This is a genomic window from Candidatus Poribacteria bacterium, from assembly GCA_028820845.1.
In the GTDB taxonomy this organism is placed as follows: Bacteria; Poribacteria; WGA-4E; order WGA-4E; family WGA-3G; genus WGA-3G.
Genome location: JAPPII010000033.1, coordinates 74,559 through 91,747, shown reverse-complemented (window position 1 = coordinate 91,747; position 17,189 = coordinate 74,559). Strand labels below are relative to the sequence as shown.

The 17,189-nt window shown below is 47.3% G+C and carries 15 protein-coding genes; 14 read left to right on the top strand and 1 reads right to left on the bottom strand.

Annotation, left to right across the window (positions count from 1 at the left end; genetic code table 11):
• The first annotated feature begins 7 nt into the window (after positions 1–7).
• The 3 genes from OXN25_08400 to OXN25_08390 are packed head-to-tail and all read left to right on the top strand — an operon-like array spanning position 8 to position 4,613.
• A complete protein-coding gene (locus tag OXN25_08400; protein ID MDE0424872.1) occupies positions 8–1,558 on the top strand; it encodes a S41 family peptidase in 1,551 nt (516 codons plus the stop codon).
• A gap of 35 nt (positions 1,559–1,593) precedes the next feature.
• The gene (locus tag OXN25_08395) at positions 1,594–3,525 is read left to right on the top strand and encodes a hypothetical protein (protein ID MDE0424871.1); all 1,932 of its coding nucleotides are present in this window, start codon (positions 1,594–1,596) and stop codon (positions 3,523–3,525) included.
• 53 nt (positions 3,526–3,578) lie between these two features.
• Positions 3,579–4,613: an ABC transporter ATP-binding protein gene (locus tag OXN25_08390; protein ID MDE0424870.1), complete on the top strand. Its 1,035-nt coding sequence runs from the start codon at positions 3,579–3,581 to the stop codon at positions 4,611–4,613.
• A 17-nt stretch (positions 4,614–4,630) separates the two neighbouring features.
• Here OXN25_08390 and OXN25_08385 read toward each other — a convergent pair whose 3' ends face one another.
• Complete coding sequence (locus OXN25_08385) at positions 4,631–6,751, bottom strand: M28 family metallopeptidase (protein ID MDE0424869.1); 2,121 nt, start codon at positions 6,749–6,751, stop codon at positions 4,631–4,633.
• Between the two features lie 271 nt (positions 6,752–7,022).
• On the opposite strand from OXN25_08385, the gene OXN25_08380 reads away from it, so the two are divergent.
• The 11 genes from OXN25_08380 to OXN25_08330 all read left to right on the top strand — a co-directional run bounded on the left by OXN25_08380 (position 7,023) and on the right by OXN25_08330 (position 17,185).
• Positions 7,023–7,718: a response regulator gene (locus OXN25_08380; protein MDE0424868.1), complete on the top strand. Its 696-nt coding sequence runs from the start codon at positions 7,023–7,025 to the stop codon at positions 7,716–7,718.
• A gap of 46 nt (positions 7,719–7,764) precedes the next feature.
• The gene (corA, locus tag OXN25_08375) at positions 7,765–8,856 is read left to right on the top strand and encodes a magnesium/cobalt transporter CorA (protein MDE0424867.1); all 1,092 of its coding nucleotides are present in this window, start codon (positions 7,765–7,767) and stop codon (positions 8,854–8,856) included.
• A gap of 67 nt (positions 8,857–8,923) precedes the next feature.
• The gene (locus OXN25_08370) at positions 8,924–9,625 is read left to right on the top strand and encodes a PKD domain-containing protein (protein ID MDE0424866.1); all 702 of its coding nucleotides are present in this window, start codon (positions 8,924–8,926) and stop codon (positions 9,623–9,625) included.
• A gap of 75 nt (positions 9,626–9,700) precedes the next feature.
• Positions 9,701–10,207: a hypothetical protein gene (locus OXN25_08365; GenBank protein MDE0424865.1), complete on the top strand. Its 507-nt coding sequence runs from the start codon at positions 9,701–9,703 to the stop codon at positions 10,205–10,207.
• 9 nt (positions 10,208–10,216) lie between these two features.
• Entirely contained in the window at positions 10,217–10,969 is a 753-nt protein-coding gene (locus OXN25_08360; GenBank protein ID MDE0424864.1) for a hypothetical protein, read from the top strand.
• Between the two features lie 100 nt (positions 10,970–11,069).
• Positions 11,070–11,969: a mechanosensitive ion channel family protein gene (locus tag OXN25_08355; GenBank protein MDE0424863.1), complete on the top strand. Its 900-nt coding sequence runs from the start codon at positions 11,070–11,072 to the stop codon at positions 11,967–11,969.
• A complete protein-coding gene (locus tag OXN25_08350) occupies positions 11,966–12,877 on the top strand; it encodes a mechanosensitive ion channel family protein (protein ID MDE0424862.1) in 912 nt (303 codons plus the stop codon). The genes OXN25_08355 and OXN25_08350 overlap by 4 nt, the downstream gene beginning before the upstream one ends.
• Before the next feature lie 6 nt (positions 12,878–12,883).
• The gene (locus tag OXN25_08345) at positions 12,884–14,050 is read left to right on the top strand and encodes a mechanosensitive ion channel (protein MDE0424861.1); all 1,167 of its coding nucleotides are present in this window, start codon (positions 12,884–12,886) and stop codon (positions 14,048–14,050) included.
• A gap of 237 nt (positions 14,051–14,287) precedes the next feature.
• Positions 14,288–14,869 (top strand): hypothetical protein, encoded by a 582-nt coding sequence (locus tag OXN25_08340; GenBank protein MDE0424860.1) that lies wholly within the window; start codon positions 14,288–14,290, stop codon positions 14,867–14,869.
• The gene (locus OXN25_08335; protein MDE0424859.1) at positions 14,866–16,011 is read left to right on the top strand and encodes a Gfo/Idh/MocA family oxidoreductase; all 1,146 of its coding nucleotides are present in this window, start codon (positions 14,866–14,868) and stop codon (positions 16,009–16,011) included. The genes OXN25_08340 and OXN25_08335 overlap by 4 nt, the downstream gene beginning before the upstream one ends.
• Before the next feature lie 85 nt (positions 16,012–16,096).
• Complete coding sequence (locus OXN25_08330) at positions 16,097–17,185, top strand: sigma-54 dependent transcriptional regulator (GenBank protein MDE0424858.1); 1,089 nt, start codon at positions 16,097–16,099, stop codon at positions 17,183–17,185.
• Positions 17,186–17,189: the final 4 nt, after the last annotated feature.

Here is a 17,189-nt window from a genome sequence, read left to right as displayed (position 1 = left end):
AATTCTCATGAAAAGATACACCTTGTCCTTCATTGTTTTAGTCATCGCCATCGGTGTTCCGTTCCTGCTCATTAATCCGAGAGAAAAAAGTGCGATGAGCGGAGATGGCCGTGTTACCCGACAGATGCTAAACGAGGCACTCATAGATGCTATCCGCATTACCGAAAGAAACTATTATAAACCGATCGAGGATAGCAATGAGATGTTCCGTGGTTCAATCAAAGGGGCACTCGCATCCCTGAATGACCCCTACACGTATTATGTGTCGCGACGTGAACATCAGCGGGCTGTCGAAAATTTATATAACGCAGAATTTGGAGGACTCGGTATTCATATCTACGAGGACCATCGGGGATTTATCAAGATTTCTAAGCCGATCCCAAACACCCCTGCTGCGCTTGCGAACCTCCAAGCAGGAGATTACATTACCAAAGTCAACGGCAAGCGCATCCATCTAAGTGAAAAAACGGGCATGCGCATCGACGATGTCCTTGATTTACTGAGAGGTGAACGTGGAACGGATGTGACCATTACGGTGCAACGCAAGTTCCTTGATCCTTTTGATGTGACACTGACGCGTGGCAAAATTCCCGTCAGGAGCGTCAAGTCAACAATGCTGGAGAACGACATCGGCTACATTCGGATTACTGGGTTTATCGGAAGCAGGCGCGAAGACGGTACCGAAGGCGAATTTAATGAAGCACTTGAAGCGCATAAAGCCGCGGGTATGAAAGCCCTTATTCTGGATTTACGCGACAATCAAGGTGGGTTGCTAAACGCTGCATACCACATCGCTGATGCTTTTATTGATGAAGGACTTATCGTTTCAACAAAAGGAAGAAGAAGCGAGTTTAACGAGGAATACCCCGCAACATCTGAACGCTTGTGTTCACCAGATATTCCGCTCATTGTGCTTGTCAACGAATACAGTGCAAGTGCTTCTGAAATTGTGGCGGGTGCGATTAAGGATACACGCCGCGGCATCCTCGTTGGACAGAAAACATACGGCAAAGGCGTCGTTCAAAAACGTTATCCCTTACCGGATGGTGGCTCACTCTCTCTCACGATCTCAACCTATTATACACCAAACGGCACAAAAATTAACGAAGTCGGCATTAGTCCACAAGTCGCTATTGAACTTGAGGAACCTGATGAGATAGAACAGTTAATGCTGAGAAAAGTGGATGCAAACGACACCCTCAGCAATTTTATTGCCAAATGGATTGATGATCAGTACAAAAGTCCGGGGGAAATGCCCAAGGATTTCTCGCCCCTTGAAGCCGAACTTCCGAAGTTGCAACAACAGCTTGAAGAAGAGCGGATTTTGGTCAGCCTAAAGTGGTTGAAACAACGCGCCGAGCAGCTTTTCAACCTTCACGTTGGCATTGAACAGATCGTTAATTTAACTTATGACCGGCAGCTGCAAGAGGCAATTCGGATCATCGAAGCCGATGAGGTCGAAAAATATCTCAATCCCATACCCGAAGAGACAGAACTCCCCTCAACAACACAAGCTGAGATGCCAGTAGAACACGAACCGACAGCAGGTAGCGAATAGCGAAACCGCGAACCGCGAACCGCGAATAGCAAAAAATGAACGCCAGATCCGCGAACCGACCCGATGTTATCACCCCAAAAGCACTCATCGTCGGACTCATTTTAGTTGTTGTTAACGCCTATTGGGTAGGCATAGCCAGCGAACTGTGGTACGCGGTTTATACGCTCGTTTCACCGTTCTCCAACGCCGTCTTCACGTTAGTCGTACTCCTTGGGCTTAACGTCTTACTGCGCAAGTTCTCACCCCGCATCGCCTTTACTACCGCAGAATTGCTACTCATCTATATTATGGTGACGATGGTGTCCACCATCTCTGGTCATGCGATGATGGCGATTCTAATGGGGACGCTTGCACATCCATTCTGGTTCGCAACACCTGAAAACGAATGGTCACAGCTTTTCCTACACCACATTCCATCATGGCTGACTGTACACGACTTTCAGTGGTTAGCGGGGTATTACGAAGGTGAATCGAGTATCTATTGGGCAGAACACCTCCGCATCTGGGTGCGCCCAGCACTCTTATGGTCAGGCTTTATTTTTCTACTCTACGGTTCACTCCTCTGTTTAGGATTGCTACTCCGTAAACAGTGGATGGAACGCGAAAAATTGAGTTTCCCGCTAACACAGTTGCCATTGCAAATGACGACGAACCGTGGTTTCTTTCGGTCGCGCGCGCTCTGGTTCGGCTTCGGTATCGCTGCGCTGCTCCGTGTGATGGCAGGACTGCACGATATTTTTCCTGTAATCCCAGCACTGCCACCGAACTATCGACTCGATCAGCATTTCACGGAACGTCCTTGGAGCGCGATCGGCTATGCCTCCATGTCGTTTAACCTTGCTATCGTCGGATTAACCTACTTCATGCCTTTAGACTTGGCGTTTTCGACGTGGTTTTTCTTTTGGCTTACGCGAGCAGAGCGCGTGATTGCGAGTATGGTCGGGGTCACAAACATCAGCGTCCTGCATCTCAATGATCGGGCTTCAGGGGCTTGGGTAGGTATTGCGGTATTGACGCTCTGGATGAGCCGTCGGCACTTTGCCAGTTTCTTCCGACACGTTCTCGGACGCGAACGCGGTGACGATAGCACTGAACCGTTCTCTTATCGAACAGTGGTAATCCTAACAGTGCTGAGTGTCGGTGCTGTCTTTGCGTTTTGCTATCTCGCGGGTATGTCGTTATGGGTAATTGGTGTGTTTTACGCGCTATTTGTCGCATTTGCTGTAGCAATAGGTCGTGTCCGTGCCGAACTGGGTCCCCCTTATCACGAAGTTATCGGTATTAATCCGCGGCAAATGATGGTTAGTATGTTTGGGACACGGCAATTGGGTGCTGCGAACCTGACGATAATGACGTTCCTCTATGCCTTCAATCGGTGCAACCGTTCGCATCCGATGCCGAATCAGATTGAATCGCTCCGTATTGGTGATCGCGCAGGCATGCCGGGAAAAACTTTAATTCTGGGGATGGCACTCGCTATTGGGGTCGGGGCATTAGCGACATTTTGGACATATCTACAAGTGGCGTATCACTATGGTGTGCTTGCCCGATGCCAAGGAGTTGTAGGTCGCTTTGGATGGGAGAGTTTCAATCCGCTTCAGAGTTGGCTACAGCATCCAAAAGAACCGGACATTAGTGCGGTTACGTTTATGTTCGGTGGATTTGCATTCGTATTCCTCCTCCAGTTCCTAAGGACACGTCTGCTGTGGTGGACGCTCCACCCATCAGGCTACGTGCTTTCAGGAGCATCGTGGGGTGGCCTCATCTATTTCTGGTTTCCGGTGATGGTGAGTTGGCTTCTTAAGTTCCTGATTCTCCGCTTCTGGGGATGGCAGATGTATCGGAAAGCGATCCCGTTTTTCCTCGGATTGGTTTTAGGGGACTATGTTCCGCGGAGCATTTTGAGCCTGATTAGCTTTGCGCTGAATCTGTGGATGCCCTCATCGGGTGCTGGGCATACACTTTAGCGGTTCGCGGTTCGCAAATAGCGATTAGCGGTTCGCGATTAGGAGATTAGAGGATGACCCCACTGCTTAAGGTTGAATCCATTACAAAGCACTTTGCTGATACCGCCGTTGTGAAGGATGTTAGTTTTACGGTTTATCTGGGGGAAATCTTCGCGCTGTTAGGGCCCAGCGGTTGTGGCAAAACGACGACGTTACGCATCATAGCAGGCTTTGAAAGGGCAGACACTGGCACAATCTCTATGGCAGAGCGTCTGCTCGCAAACGATGACGTTCACGTTTCACCTGAGTCGAGAGGTATCGGTTTAGTATTTCAAGACTATGCCCTTTTCCCGCATAAGAATGTTCTCGATAACGTCGCCTTTGGACTCCGAAAAGCAGAAAAAAAAACAAGGCGTGAGCGGGCGTTTGAAGTGTTAGATATGGTTGGCATGAAGGGTTTTCACGAGCGTTTACCACATCACCTCTCCGGCGGCGAGCAGCAGCGAGTTGCGTTGGCGCGCTCCATCATCGCACGTCCGCAGCTCCTGCTTTTAGATGAGCCCTTTTCGAGCCTCGATCCCGGGTTACGCCAAACAACGAGAGATGAAGTGCGTGCCCTCCTGAAAGGTGAGGGTATTAGCGCGGTACTGGTTACACACGATCAGGAGGAGGCATTAAGTTTCGCTGAACGATTGGCGGTGATGAGTGCCGGCACTGTTGAACAAATCGGCACACCTGAAGCAGTATACCAGCACCCAGAAACCGCTTACGTCGCCGACTTCCTTGGACAGACGAATTTCATCAAGGCTTACGTGAAAGACGGAATCGCTGAAACCCCATTTGGACGTGTAGAAGTGGACGGCGCTGCTACGGGGGAGATGCTCCTATCCATCCGTCCTGAATGCTTAACAATGGCAGCACCTAATTCAGGAAACAGTGAATTAAAAGACGGACGCATTGTTGGACAAGCGTTTAAAGGACACTATTTCACGTACAGGGTTGAAGTGGAAGGAAAATTCTACTTCGTTCAGACAGATTCCCGTTGTCGGTTTCAAATCAGCGATACCGTCCGGTTGACAGCAGCCTCGGCGGTAGCAGTTGCGGAATAGTTATCAGCAGTCAACAGTTATAATAGGCTCCGGATTTCGTTAATCCCTCGAATCATCTGTGTTAATGCCGTAACCAATTTATCGAGTTCCGCATGTACCGCTGCGTCATCCCCATTTTCAAAGGCATCCAAGACACCCGGAAAAACGACTGCAGCATAACCTGTATTGAGTCCCGGCGCGTAGATGAGATGTTTAAACCACGGACGTAACGGCAATCCCGCCTCAGTCGTCAAGTTCCGTTCCAACTGATACAATCGCTGGTTTATCTCCGTGATGTTGGATAGATCGCCTGAAGCGATGTAACTGGAGAGTTCTTGGTTTAACGAACCGGCTGCTTGCTGCCATTCGGTCAGTAATCTGTCTAACGCTCCAATATCTTTGGATATTTTGTTTTTTGAACCGGAGTTCTGCAACAGTTTCAAAGGTGTCATTAGGTCCGTTGCATAGGTCTCATAGTCCAAGGGTAAAATATCGGCGTTAGCAAGTTGCAGTGCCAGTGTTCCCCAGATTTTTGCCATCGCTGCCTGATACTGAAACGTCGGATCTCCAAAGTGCTCCATCCAATAAAAGTTGTCCTGCATAGCGTGGTAGACACCGTAAGGTCCACCGAACCCCATGCTGACTGCAGGGATACCGGCATGCCCAATAAACGGTGAATGATCCGAACCGCTGCCGAGGTTTCCGACCTGTGGGATCTCTTTCCCCTGTCTCATTTTCCAACTTTCATAAACCGGCTTCAGCGTCCACGGGTCAACGACTTTCTGCGTTACCTCGCGAATTAGCCCTCGCAGTGACGGAATTGCACTGACGTAGAATCGTCTACCTGTTGCCGCAATGTCCACATTCAAATACGCGATGGCTTTCTCCTGGAGTGTCGTTTTCAACTCCTCAACCCATTCGGTTGAACCCAAGATGCCGAATTCTTCAGCATCCCATGCGGCAAAAACGATCGTTCGCTTCGGACGCATCCCCGTTTTAGCGAGTTCTCCCAAGGACTCTGCGACTTCTAATAGTGCAGCTGTACCGCTTCCGGGATCTGCAGCACCATAAACCCAAGCATCGTGATGGTTGCCTAATATGACCCACTGGTCTGGATACTCCGTGCCTTCCAGAGTAGCGATAACGTTATAGATTGGACGAGTGCTGTGGTCGCAACGAACTTTGACCCGTACTTTCGCTGGTCCGGGTCCGATATGATACGCGAAGGGTAAACCGCCTTGCCAATCCGCTGGCACGTTGGGACCCGCGAGTGCTTTCAGAAGGGGTTCAGCGTCCCTATAAGCGAGTGGAACAACAGGAATCTCAGGAAGATCCGTGGCTTCTGCGATCGAGATTCTTTCGGCATCTGCGGTCGCTGCCCACCCGGGTGTGAGCGGGTCACTGGCGTGCTGGAAAATGTACTTCACCGTTCCGCGTTGGATCGCATCGGCAGAACGCCATGGCCCTCGAGGATAGACATCCCCACGCATGTAGCCATCATCGGCAGGATCAGAGTAAAGAATCAACCCAACTGCGCCGTTATCACCAGCGACTTTGGCTTTCACACCGCGGTAGCTACCGCCGTATCGGGCAATACATATCTTACCACTCACTGAGATGCCTTGATCGCTGAGAATTTGGTAATCTTCGGGCAATCCCTTGTTGACATAGACGAGCTCCGCGGTTACGTCGCCATCGGGTGAGTAGGCGTTATAGCCCGCTACAATCTCGGTTTCGTAAGAGTCTTTGTCCCATTCCCAACTCGCCTCTTTGCCAAAGATAACGTATTCGGTAGGCGAGATGAGCTCAACACGTACCTCAAGTGGATACGGAAGGTAGACTTTATATTCATACATCTGAACCTTCAAGCCGTAGCCCTCAAAGGCATCGTGAAGATATTCTGCGACCTTTCGGCTATTCTCGGTACCTGCGAGGTGTGGCTCTTCACTGAGATGTCGTAACTTATACCGCGCCCTTTCTGCTGAGATCTGCTCTTGGAAGGCGGCTTCATATTGTTCTTGGATAATGGCGTTTTCGGTTGTGAAGCCGCGCATACCGAAAACGTCATAGGAAGAAAGCGTAAATGCAACAAGGCAACAGGCGAAACCCAAAATTAGTCTCCCCGTCTGTCCTTGAAAACGAAAAATATCTATTAGCATTGTAATTGGTTGTTACCTCCACCGGTTTTTTCTTCATCATAACATATTTTGTCGATGCGTTCATCATATTTTTTCGTGGCTGGCTGTTAGCAGTTCGTGTTCGCTATTGACTGTTGGCTGTTCGCCACCCGCCAATCCTATGCAAAAGCAAAATTTTTGGAAAAAAATAATTGAATTTTCGTAAAGAGTTAATTGCAAAATTGACATTGTATCGTAGTATCTGCTAAAATAGAAGCGGTACTAAAAATGACATAATAAGGAAATTTCTTAAATGAACGCCAAAATTTTAATTGTTGAAGATGAACGTGATATTGTAGATTTGCTGCAGTATAACCTACAGGAAGCGGGCTTTGAGACGGATTACGTCCGGAACGGTGCCGATGCGCTGCACCGTGCCGTTGAAAAATCTCCGGATCTTATCTTATTAGATTTAATGCTTCCAGAAGTCGATGGACTTATTGTCTGTCGTCTATTGAAAAACGATCCGAGGACGAAAAATATCCCGATTGTTATGGTAACCGCCAAAACTGAAGCGCGAGACCGTATCGCGGGATTAGAACTGGGTGTAGATGATTACATCACCAAACCGTTTAGTCCAAAAGAGGTAGTTTTACGGGTTTCAGCCGTGTTGCGCCGCATCCAAGTCGGAAACCAACAGGCAGAGGATACACAGCAGATCCAAAGGCACGGGTTAACAATTGACCTTGATAAACATCAAGTCCTCACCGAAAGCGGTCCAATCGACCTCACTGCTACCGAATTTAAACTCATCACACTATTCGCACGTTCACCTGGGCGTGTCTTTACCCGAGACATTCTGATGGATGTGATATGGGGTGAGGAGTATTACGGTATAGATAGGACTGTAGATACACATGTCAGTCGACTTCGCCGCAAGCTCGGTGCGTTTGGAGAACATATCGAGACGGTGCACGGGGTTGGATATCGATTCAAAGAGGGAACCTGACGGCGATTCCTGTTTCGTTACTCAGGTCTATTAGAAAGGTGATGTCTTGAGAATTCCCGGGGCGAAATTACTTAAAACAAGACTGTTCAAAAGCTACTCCCAAAAGGTCGGATTGCCGCCAGGGACCCTTGTTTATATTGGCGAAGAACGCACAGAACCTGTTCAAATTACCGTTACGGATTACAATGAAACACACTTCCGCGAAGTAGAGGTCCAAACGATCCAAGAGTGCTTACACTTTCGGTCCCCGGAGACCGTCACATGGATTCACATTGCGGGAATTCACGAAACAGAAATTATCGAAGAGATTGGGGAGCACTTTGGTGTTAACCCCCTCGTCCTTGAAGACCTGATGAGTCCCACCCAACTCCCTAAAATAGAGGTGTACGAAGATTATGTCTTTATTATTCTCAAGCATCTCAATTATGATGCGGAAACGTTAAGCGTTTACAGAGAGCAAATTGGGCTGATTATCGGGGCGGATTTTGTCGTTTCTCTCCAAGAAAATTCTGGAGAACTCTTCACACCCGTTCAAAACAGGATCCGAAACGCACAAGGCAGAATTCGGCAGATGCGCGCTGACTACTTGGCGCATGCCCTCATAGATGTTATCGTTGATCATTATTTCATAGCGTTAGAAGAACTCAGCGACGCAATCCAAGCCGTGGAGGAAGAATCTATCGCGGACCCTACATCCGAAGTCTTGGGAAAAATCAATATCTTGAGAAAGGAGTGCCTCCTTTTGCGCAGACCGCTGCTCCCGTTCCGCGATGTCATTGACGAGGTCTTAGAGGGTGAGATTTCGCTGCTTGGGAAAGAGACGCATCCGTACTTTCGCGACGTTTACGATCACTTAATTCAGGTCATCCAAACATTAGAGACGTTTCGTAGCACAGTCTCAGGACTGTTTGATACCTATACTTCGGCAGTTAGCCATCGGATGAACGAAGTTATGAAGGTCCTGACGATTGTCGCTACATTCTTTATTCCGCTGACTTTCATCGCCGGTATCTATGGCATGAATTTCAAGTTTATGCCGGAACTTGAAGCACCATGGGGGTATCCTGCCGTTTTGTTAGTCATGGCGGGTATTGGTCTCATCATGTTTATCTATTTTAAATTCAAAAAATGGCTTTGAGTCTTCTGGACATCCAGTAAAATGCTTTTACGAAGTTTAGTATTAACTCGTAGATAGGAGATATCTTATGAAAATTTTAAATCTACGACCGGTTGCCATACTTCTTTTCGCAATCGGTCAGTTGGTGATCTTCACGGGTTGCGCAGAATATGAGAGATGGCGGAACGGACCGCCAGAAATCAACACATTCAGCGTTCCCAAAGAAGTCAACTACGGTGAGACGACCACATTTAGAGTCGGGGTTTCCGATCCCGAGGACGATCCGCTCACCTACTTATGGAATGTGTCAGACGGAACTTTAACGGGAGAGATGGGTCCGGAAATCCAATGGACAGCCCCCAAACTCTCCAATTCGGAGCTTGCGCCGGACCGAACGGTTACTGTGTATCTATCGGTCCGGGGGGATGGCGAGGAAGCCGCGACCGAATCGGCATCTATCGTTATCTTTTCAAAATCCTACAGAGTTGCAAACGCGTTCAGCGGAACATACGAACTCGTCCGCACACAAGTTGCTGGCGAAACCGTGGTAGAAACGGGATTAATGCGACTGACAACAACAACATTTACCAGAGAATTCCAGAATAGCGGCGATTTTCTCTTCGGTTCGTATAAGTTGATTGAACCGTTTGACGGAAAAAAGGGGACGATCTACTGGTTTTCTGATGAGAGTTCTGAACCTACCGTAACGACCTATACATGGGATGGCGAACTGTTAGTCATTTTCAGTGCAGGGACCGCTACAGGTCATGTCTACCAGAAATGGAATTAACGCCAAACGGTTTCTTACGAACGTCTAAATATTGGCAAAATTTATGCCAAATATACATCCAAAAAGGAGCGATGCGTGAACATAAAATTTCGTTATCATCCGGGCATACTGTTGATAGCCGCACTAATCTTCGGTCCGCCTGCCCAAAGTTTTAGCGTCGGTACTGAACGCCGTACGGTAGAGGTCAATGGTGTTCCGAAGCAGTACGATGTGATAGAAACAAAACAGTATAAGATTATTGAGGTTCAAGACCCAACGCATCTTGCAGATGCTCCCATGTCTATTGAAGCACAAGCCATTCACGATGCGGAAAAAGACGCAGCGGCGCATCTGAATAAGACTTTGTGGTTCACTGCTGGATGTTTCTTCCCGTTGGCGGGTCCCCTTGTTTCGCAGTGGTATCAACCTTTTATGCCCACCGCGCGGATCCTCGGTAAACCCCCCGAATATATAGGTTTCTACTATGACGCGTATAAAATCAAAACAAAAAAGTTGCAATACAATTGGGCATTGGGCGGATGTCTTGTCGGGCTGCCGATAGGCGCATGGCTTCTAACAATTCTCTATAACCGTAGAAGATAAAGGAGAAAAATGGAAAGCCTGACAGAGATATTGGCACTGCATTCCGAACGCACCCGAATCAATAAATTGGGTACCTTCGTAGTTATAGGGCTTCTTTCGATTCTGTATGCAATGCCGGCGTATAGCCAGTTTGCGGATCTCCCACAAGATGCGAAAACCGTAGACCTCGGTGTGAATGGTGACGGAGCTTCCCAGACACTCAGTTTAACCGCTGTCGTGCCGCTTCCAAGGCTTAATGGTTGGGCAGGGGTCTTTGGATCGCGGGCATCCGGTGAAGGTGAAGTCCTTTCTGAAATCTTCAAGGCACGCACACAAGGCGGCTTTCGCATCGGGACATTTGGGATTGAGGGATTTACGGATTTAGAACGGAACATTACCAAAGGCAGTGCCTTGACTTCACAAATCGGCACTTATGTCCGTCCGGCGATTTACGAAAAAGGGACGCTTCGCATATCTGGCGGTATCGGCGTTTTCCTTGAGAATATTCAGCCGCACCAAGACTTGGTCCTAAAGAAATTCGATCCGACAACGTTCCGATGGTTGGCATTTTCATCGGTTGGCTGGCGGAAACTTAACACCGTGTTGAAGTTTACACCAGAAGTCGGGTTTAAAAACTATAAGTTCTCAGCAGAACCTGCCATTACGTTTAGTCTCACCAATCGGTTAGGTTTGCGTCTGAGCGGTTCCGCAACGTACAACAGTGAACCGCTGACAGAAAAGTGGCACTATAAGTATCTGACGATTTTGCGGGTCACGTTATAGCGGTCAAACAACACCTTGAGACCATAGGGGTCAAACTATAGGTAATATAGGAAGTAGGAAACCTTGGTTTCTAAGATAATTACCAGCAAAGGAAAATAAAATGCTTTTAGAATTCATAGCAGGTTTGGAAAACCTCATAAACGCGATTATTAACTCACCCTTTAGAGGCATCCTTTTAAGCGTTGTCACAATCGTGACTTTACTCATTGTAAAGGCAATCTCAGGATATTTTGTCAAAAGATACGTCTACCAACACGCCCAGGTGGAGACGAATGCGCAAAATTTCATGGCGGTTTGGGGCTATATCTGGACGGCTATTATTGCGATTTTTGGCATTATCAGTCTCAGCGGTTCTCTGAAAACGCTCGGCATCTCGGCAGGATTTCTGGGAATGGTCTTGGGTTGGTCTTTGCAGGCACCCGTTACAGGGATTGCCGCATGGTTGATGCTTATTCTCAAGCGACCCTTTAAGATTGGGGATCGCGTCATCATCGCTGGCATCACAGGTGATGTTATGGACATTACCTTAACGCACGTCATCTTGAACCAAGTCGGTGGGACAGTCTCCAGCGAGGAGCGTTCCGGTCGCGGTATCCTCATTCCGAATGCGATCCTCTTTGGACAGACGATCACCAACTACACCTTAGAAGAGGAGTATATCTTGGTCGAAGTGCCTGTACGGATTACCTTCAAATCAGATTGGGCGGAAGCAGAGCGGATTCTGGTGCGCGCGGCACAAGAGGTTACAGCCGATGTTATCAAAGCGACCGGAGAAGAACCTTTTATCCGTGCCGAATTGTTTGACGCAGGTGTAATGATGCGGTTACGCTACAAAACCCGTCCGGTAGACCGAGCGAAAAGCCTGAGTGATATTGTCAAGATTATCTTCCATGGGTTCTCAAACAATAAGAATGTTGAGTTCTGCTACGCACATTCAGAAGTTATCTATTCGTGGAAAGACCAACCCGCACTGCCGGAAAATCTTCGTGAGGTCCAATGATGTCTTGGGAAGTCTGGAACGCAATTCTGAATTTCAAATATATTTCTATCGTCTGGATGGGATTGGCGGTTATCGGTGCGATTATCGTCTACTTCCGATTGACATCACAGCTGCAGAAGTTTACGAAGGCCCGCGCCTATAAACCTGAGAATGCTGATCGATTCTTTTTCATCTGGCGTTATGTGTTTATGTTTTCGATAGGCGGAGTGATTGTTTTTCTGTTTTCGGATGTCTTCGGATTGATCGGGTTGTCTCTAACTTTCATCGTTACACTAATGGGGTGGGGTATCCGAAACCCGGTTACGAATTTAGCCGCATGGTTATTGATTATCCTTAAGAAGCCTTACCGCATCGGGGATCGAATTATCTTAGGCGGAATAATTGGTGATGTGGAGGACATCTCGGTCATGTATACGCAAATGGAGCAGGTGGGCGGCACGATTGGTGGGGAAGAAAAGTCTGGAAGGAGTGTCCTGATTCCGAACCAACACCTTTTCAGGTGGAACGTGATTAACTATACACGAGATGAGAAATACATCCTCGATGAGGTTATCATTCGGTTAACATATCGGTCGAATATCACACGTGCCGAGAAAATTATGTCTGAACAGGCGGCGGAAGTGATATCGGACATAGTTGCTGAGACGGGTGAAACACCTTATGTGTTGTTCGAGTTTATTCCGTCTGGGGTTGTTGGCAAGTTAAGGTATCGCGTCGTCGCCGTGAAACGCCAAAGCACTTCAACATTAATCGTGGAACGGATATCCAAGGCATTTATGCATGAAGGTGGAATTGAGTTCGCTTATGTGAAACGCGAATCCCTATTAAAACCGAAAGATGAAACATCACTGCCCCCACAATATCTGTATACCCAACAACTTCATGAACGTCTGGGACAGACAGGATAGTATAAGATGGATGAATGGATTCAACGGTTAGAAAATTTACTTGAAATCCCTATAATCCCACTGGACGATCCGATAAAAGTCGGTCAGATTGTCTTACTGGTGGTTACTTTGGGGGTTTCGCTCGTGCTTGCTGGACTTTTACGAAGATGGTTCCGTCGTCTGTTTTCTCGACTGGATATCTCAGAGGATCTTGAGGGCAGATTACTTGCGTTCCTATTCCTCGTTGTTATGATTGCCGGCACTATTTTGGGATTACAGTTGGCTGGAATTGAGCCGGAAATTCTTAATATATTTTTTCATTATCCGCTGACCAAACTATTTCAGCCATCCGAGACAGAGGGTACAGGTGAAAACAACTTAACATTAGCGCGTCTTTTCTATGCATTCCTGATTGTCTTAGGGATGTTCATTCTGTCGAAGTACGTCCAATGGGTGCTGCGGGAGCAAGTGTTACGCGCCTTCCAAATCGCGCAGCATACGCAGTTTATTTTGCTTCGGTTCCTCCACTTTACACTTATCATCCTGGGCATTCTCATCAGTCTGAGTGCGATTGGTGTGAGTTTCACGAGTCTGGCGTTGATTTTTGGTGGATTGAGTATCGGTATCGGTTTCGGTTTACAAAATATCGCCTCCAACCTGATTTCCGGGTTTATCTTAATTTTTGAACGTCCCATCAAAATCGGGGATCTCGTGGAGATTATGGACGTTAACGTATTTGGTAGAGTGAGTAGCATTAACCTTCGATCAACAGTCATCATTTCACTTGATGAAAAGGAGATTATTGTCCCGAATTCTCAATTGATTACAGAATCCGTTCATAACTTGACACATGCCAACAATCTGTTTCGGCTCAAGATTATGGTAGGGGTGTCATACAGTTCAGACGTGGATCTTGTCAAGAAAGTACTACTCGATGCTGCAGATGAACATCTCGGCTTGATCAAAGAATCTATTCCGAACATGAGCAACGTTACGCCTCCTTTCGTTCGCTTTACGGCTTTTGGAAATTCATCCTTAGATTTTGAGTTGTTGGCGTGGATTCCAGATTCCTTTCAGCGTTTCGATATTGCCAGTGATCTCCATTTCTTAATCTGGCATAAATTTAAAGAAAACGACATTACCATCGCATTCCCACAACTCGATGTCCATTTTGATCCCCAAGAAGATGAATAGAGGTAGGCGGTTATGCGTTGTCTGTTTGCCTAAAATGTGGTATAATGGATATTATCGGGGGGCAGTGGATACAACCTTCTTGGGTCAAGAAACCTTCTCGTTTCATTGCTGATGTGTTATCAGTGCCCTAAATCTTTTTCAAGGGATGTGGTGAGCATTACAAAAGAAGAATTTTTAAAATACTACGATTCAGCAACTTATTCAGCTAAATTACGGGATCCAAGGTCGGGTCCTAATTTGGCAGTTATAAATACTGCCCGTATTAATGACGCTGTTCCGTATGGACAGAACGTTTATGCGATCGCCCTGGATCTCTTAGTTGATAGGCGTGCTGCGAGTTTGGTGAGACATGAGGTATTTTGTCGGGCTATCACACAGACTTATAATTTCTCTGTAGCCGATGTTTGGGAGGGGAACGCACGTTGGGAAGGGCTTCAAAACTTGACGATAGCTGTCACGCTTGATGTTCTGTGTCTCCCTGAAGCAAACAACCCACTCTCGCGTCCTGTGATTGGCGGCATGCAGTTAATTGACAAAATAAACTGTAAATGGTGGGGAATGCTGGCACTTACCTTGCGCCTTAGCGGTTTGCTTGAACTTCAGGTGGGGTGTCTTGCTGTTATAAAAACACCTATCCAGGAGATAGCGAATCGGCTCTCCAAGGCGGAATCGGAAATTGAACTGTTGTACCAGGCAACGATCAGTGAAATAAATGATGCCATCAACCGTTGGGTTCAAACAGAGACAGCAGCAGCAAATGCACATCTGGCAGAAGTCGCGGAGCTGACGGAACACTACGCTTACGGGGGCGGGCTATGAGAATTGGTGTTGTTTACTCTGGCGAACAGATACAACCATGGATTTTTCAAGGTTTATACCCTATTCAATTGCGTGTGAGCTGCGTTGCCGATTCCAGTGTTGCCCCTGAGAACCGTGCCCGTGTTGAGGCATTTGCGTCATTTTTTGAATGTGATTTCTTCACGGCGCCTGAAGAGATGTTTAACACCACAGCTCCGAAACTGGACGGTGTGATCATCGTCTCAGAGGAAACAGCAAGGGTGCCGCGCCTTCAACTCATTGAATCAGCACTTGCTGCGGGTATCCATGTCTTGTCCCCATCCCCTCTGAATTCTTTGGAAGACGGTATCCGTGTTGCTGCGGTAGCTGAAAAATACAAGAGACTCGTTATGACAGGTACGCGGTTCATATTTGGCAGATGCGTTCAGGAAATTTTACGTATAATCAGTGAACCAACGTTTGGCGAAATACAAGACATGCGATTTTTACTGGGTACCGGACGCGTCCCGTATCTAAACGACTTATTGAAATTTGGGGACTCACATTTCCAAATTGCCTTTGCGATTGTCCGACGGCTTTTTGCGGAACATGAGATACTACCTGAGGAGATCATAGGAATGGCTGCGGGAAATGGGGCACCCAATGTGACCTGCGCCGTGAGATTCCCGCATGGGGCCCTTTGTACATTTTGTCAAACCTCCAACCGCCAATGGGGAAATGATGCGTACCACAAAATCGAGATTACTGGAGAAGCCTCTTATATATGGAGCGATCTGCAGACATGGAGGCGTTTCTCAAGTGAGAATACTTTCAGGATAGGTGGCGGGGATGAGGAGATCTCGGCGAATGTACACGGAGCGTCTGGTCAACTTCAGGAGTTTTGCTCAGCTATCCAAGGGAATCGTGAACCTTATGCAGGCACGCTCCGGAGCCTTTTGCCAACATTATGGCTTCGAGAGATGTTCCAAGCCTGTATTGAAAAAGGGCAACCAAGTTTGAAAATGCGTGAGATGTATGCGGATTTAGATGAGGAGATTCAACGTCTGGAATCCAAACGCGATGTTAACTCACCAGACAAGAAGCACCAACTTGAGAAGGCACTCCTTTTAGGTAAAAGAGGCAATTTTTCACAGGCGCTCATAGCGTATCGCGAAACTTTGTAACTTCGCCTCCCATCCTATCAAAGAAGTGATTTCTGCAACCCTTAATGCTTATTGAAGCGTTATGCATCAAGAAAGTAACGATAAAATGAATCAGAAAACTGCAACGCAGCCACACAACGTTGCTCGGAATATCATCTCCGAATCTGCTCAGATGCAAGCAGTCTTCCGATATGTTAAACGCGTTGCTCCTACAAAAGCGACTGTCCTCATCACAGGTGAAACCGGGGTGGGTAAAGAAATCGTTGCACAAGCGATTCATGAGAGTAGCCGGCGTAGAAACCGCCCCTTTAAAATAGTGAACTGTGGTGCAATTCCTACAGAACTCATTGATAGCGAACTCTTCGGACACGAAAAGGGCGCTTTTACGAGTGCGATAAACGAGCATCGCGGTGTTTTTGAACAGGCGGATGGGGGAACATTGTTTTTGGATGAGGTGGGTGAAATGCCTTTTGAAGCACAAGTGAAACTTCTCCGTGTGCTGGAAAAGCAGGAATTCACGCGGGTTGGTGGAGAGGACGTTATCAAAGTGGATGTCCGTGTGATAGCAGCGACGAACATTAACCTTAAAACTGCAGTGAATGAAAAAAGATTTAGAGAAGATCTCTACTATCGCTTGAACCTCTTTCGTATCCAAATTCCACCGCTCCGCAATCGTCGTTCGGATATCGCGCCGCTGGCGTTCAATTTTGTGTCTCAATTAAACGAACAATATAACAAATCAATTACCTGTATAACGCCAGAAACGGTGAACTATCTCCAGACTGTTGACTGGTACGGTAATGCTCGCGAGCTTAGGAATGTAATAGAAACCGCGGTTATCTTAACAGATGATGAAGAGTTAAAAAAAGAAACTGTTGAGACGGCAGTAGAAAATTTAAATGAAGTAGATGAAAACTTCCATAGAAGTTCGGCGGCACTCAGAGATTTAGCCGCCGTTGAGATGGAGAATTTAGCAGAACCCAACGGATCCGCCCACCCAATAGATGGAAACGCCAGAGATAAACTCTCGGAATTAGTCCAAGACGGAACGATGTCCGAGATAACCGCTTATATTGCCTTGATGAGATATGAGTCCGAAATTCCACATTCTACGAAACAGTCTATTGCCAAGCGTCTCCACATATCTGTGCCTACCTTGGATAAGTATTGCGCCTTGGCTGAGAAAGATAGTTAGCGTG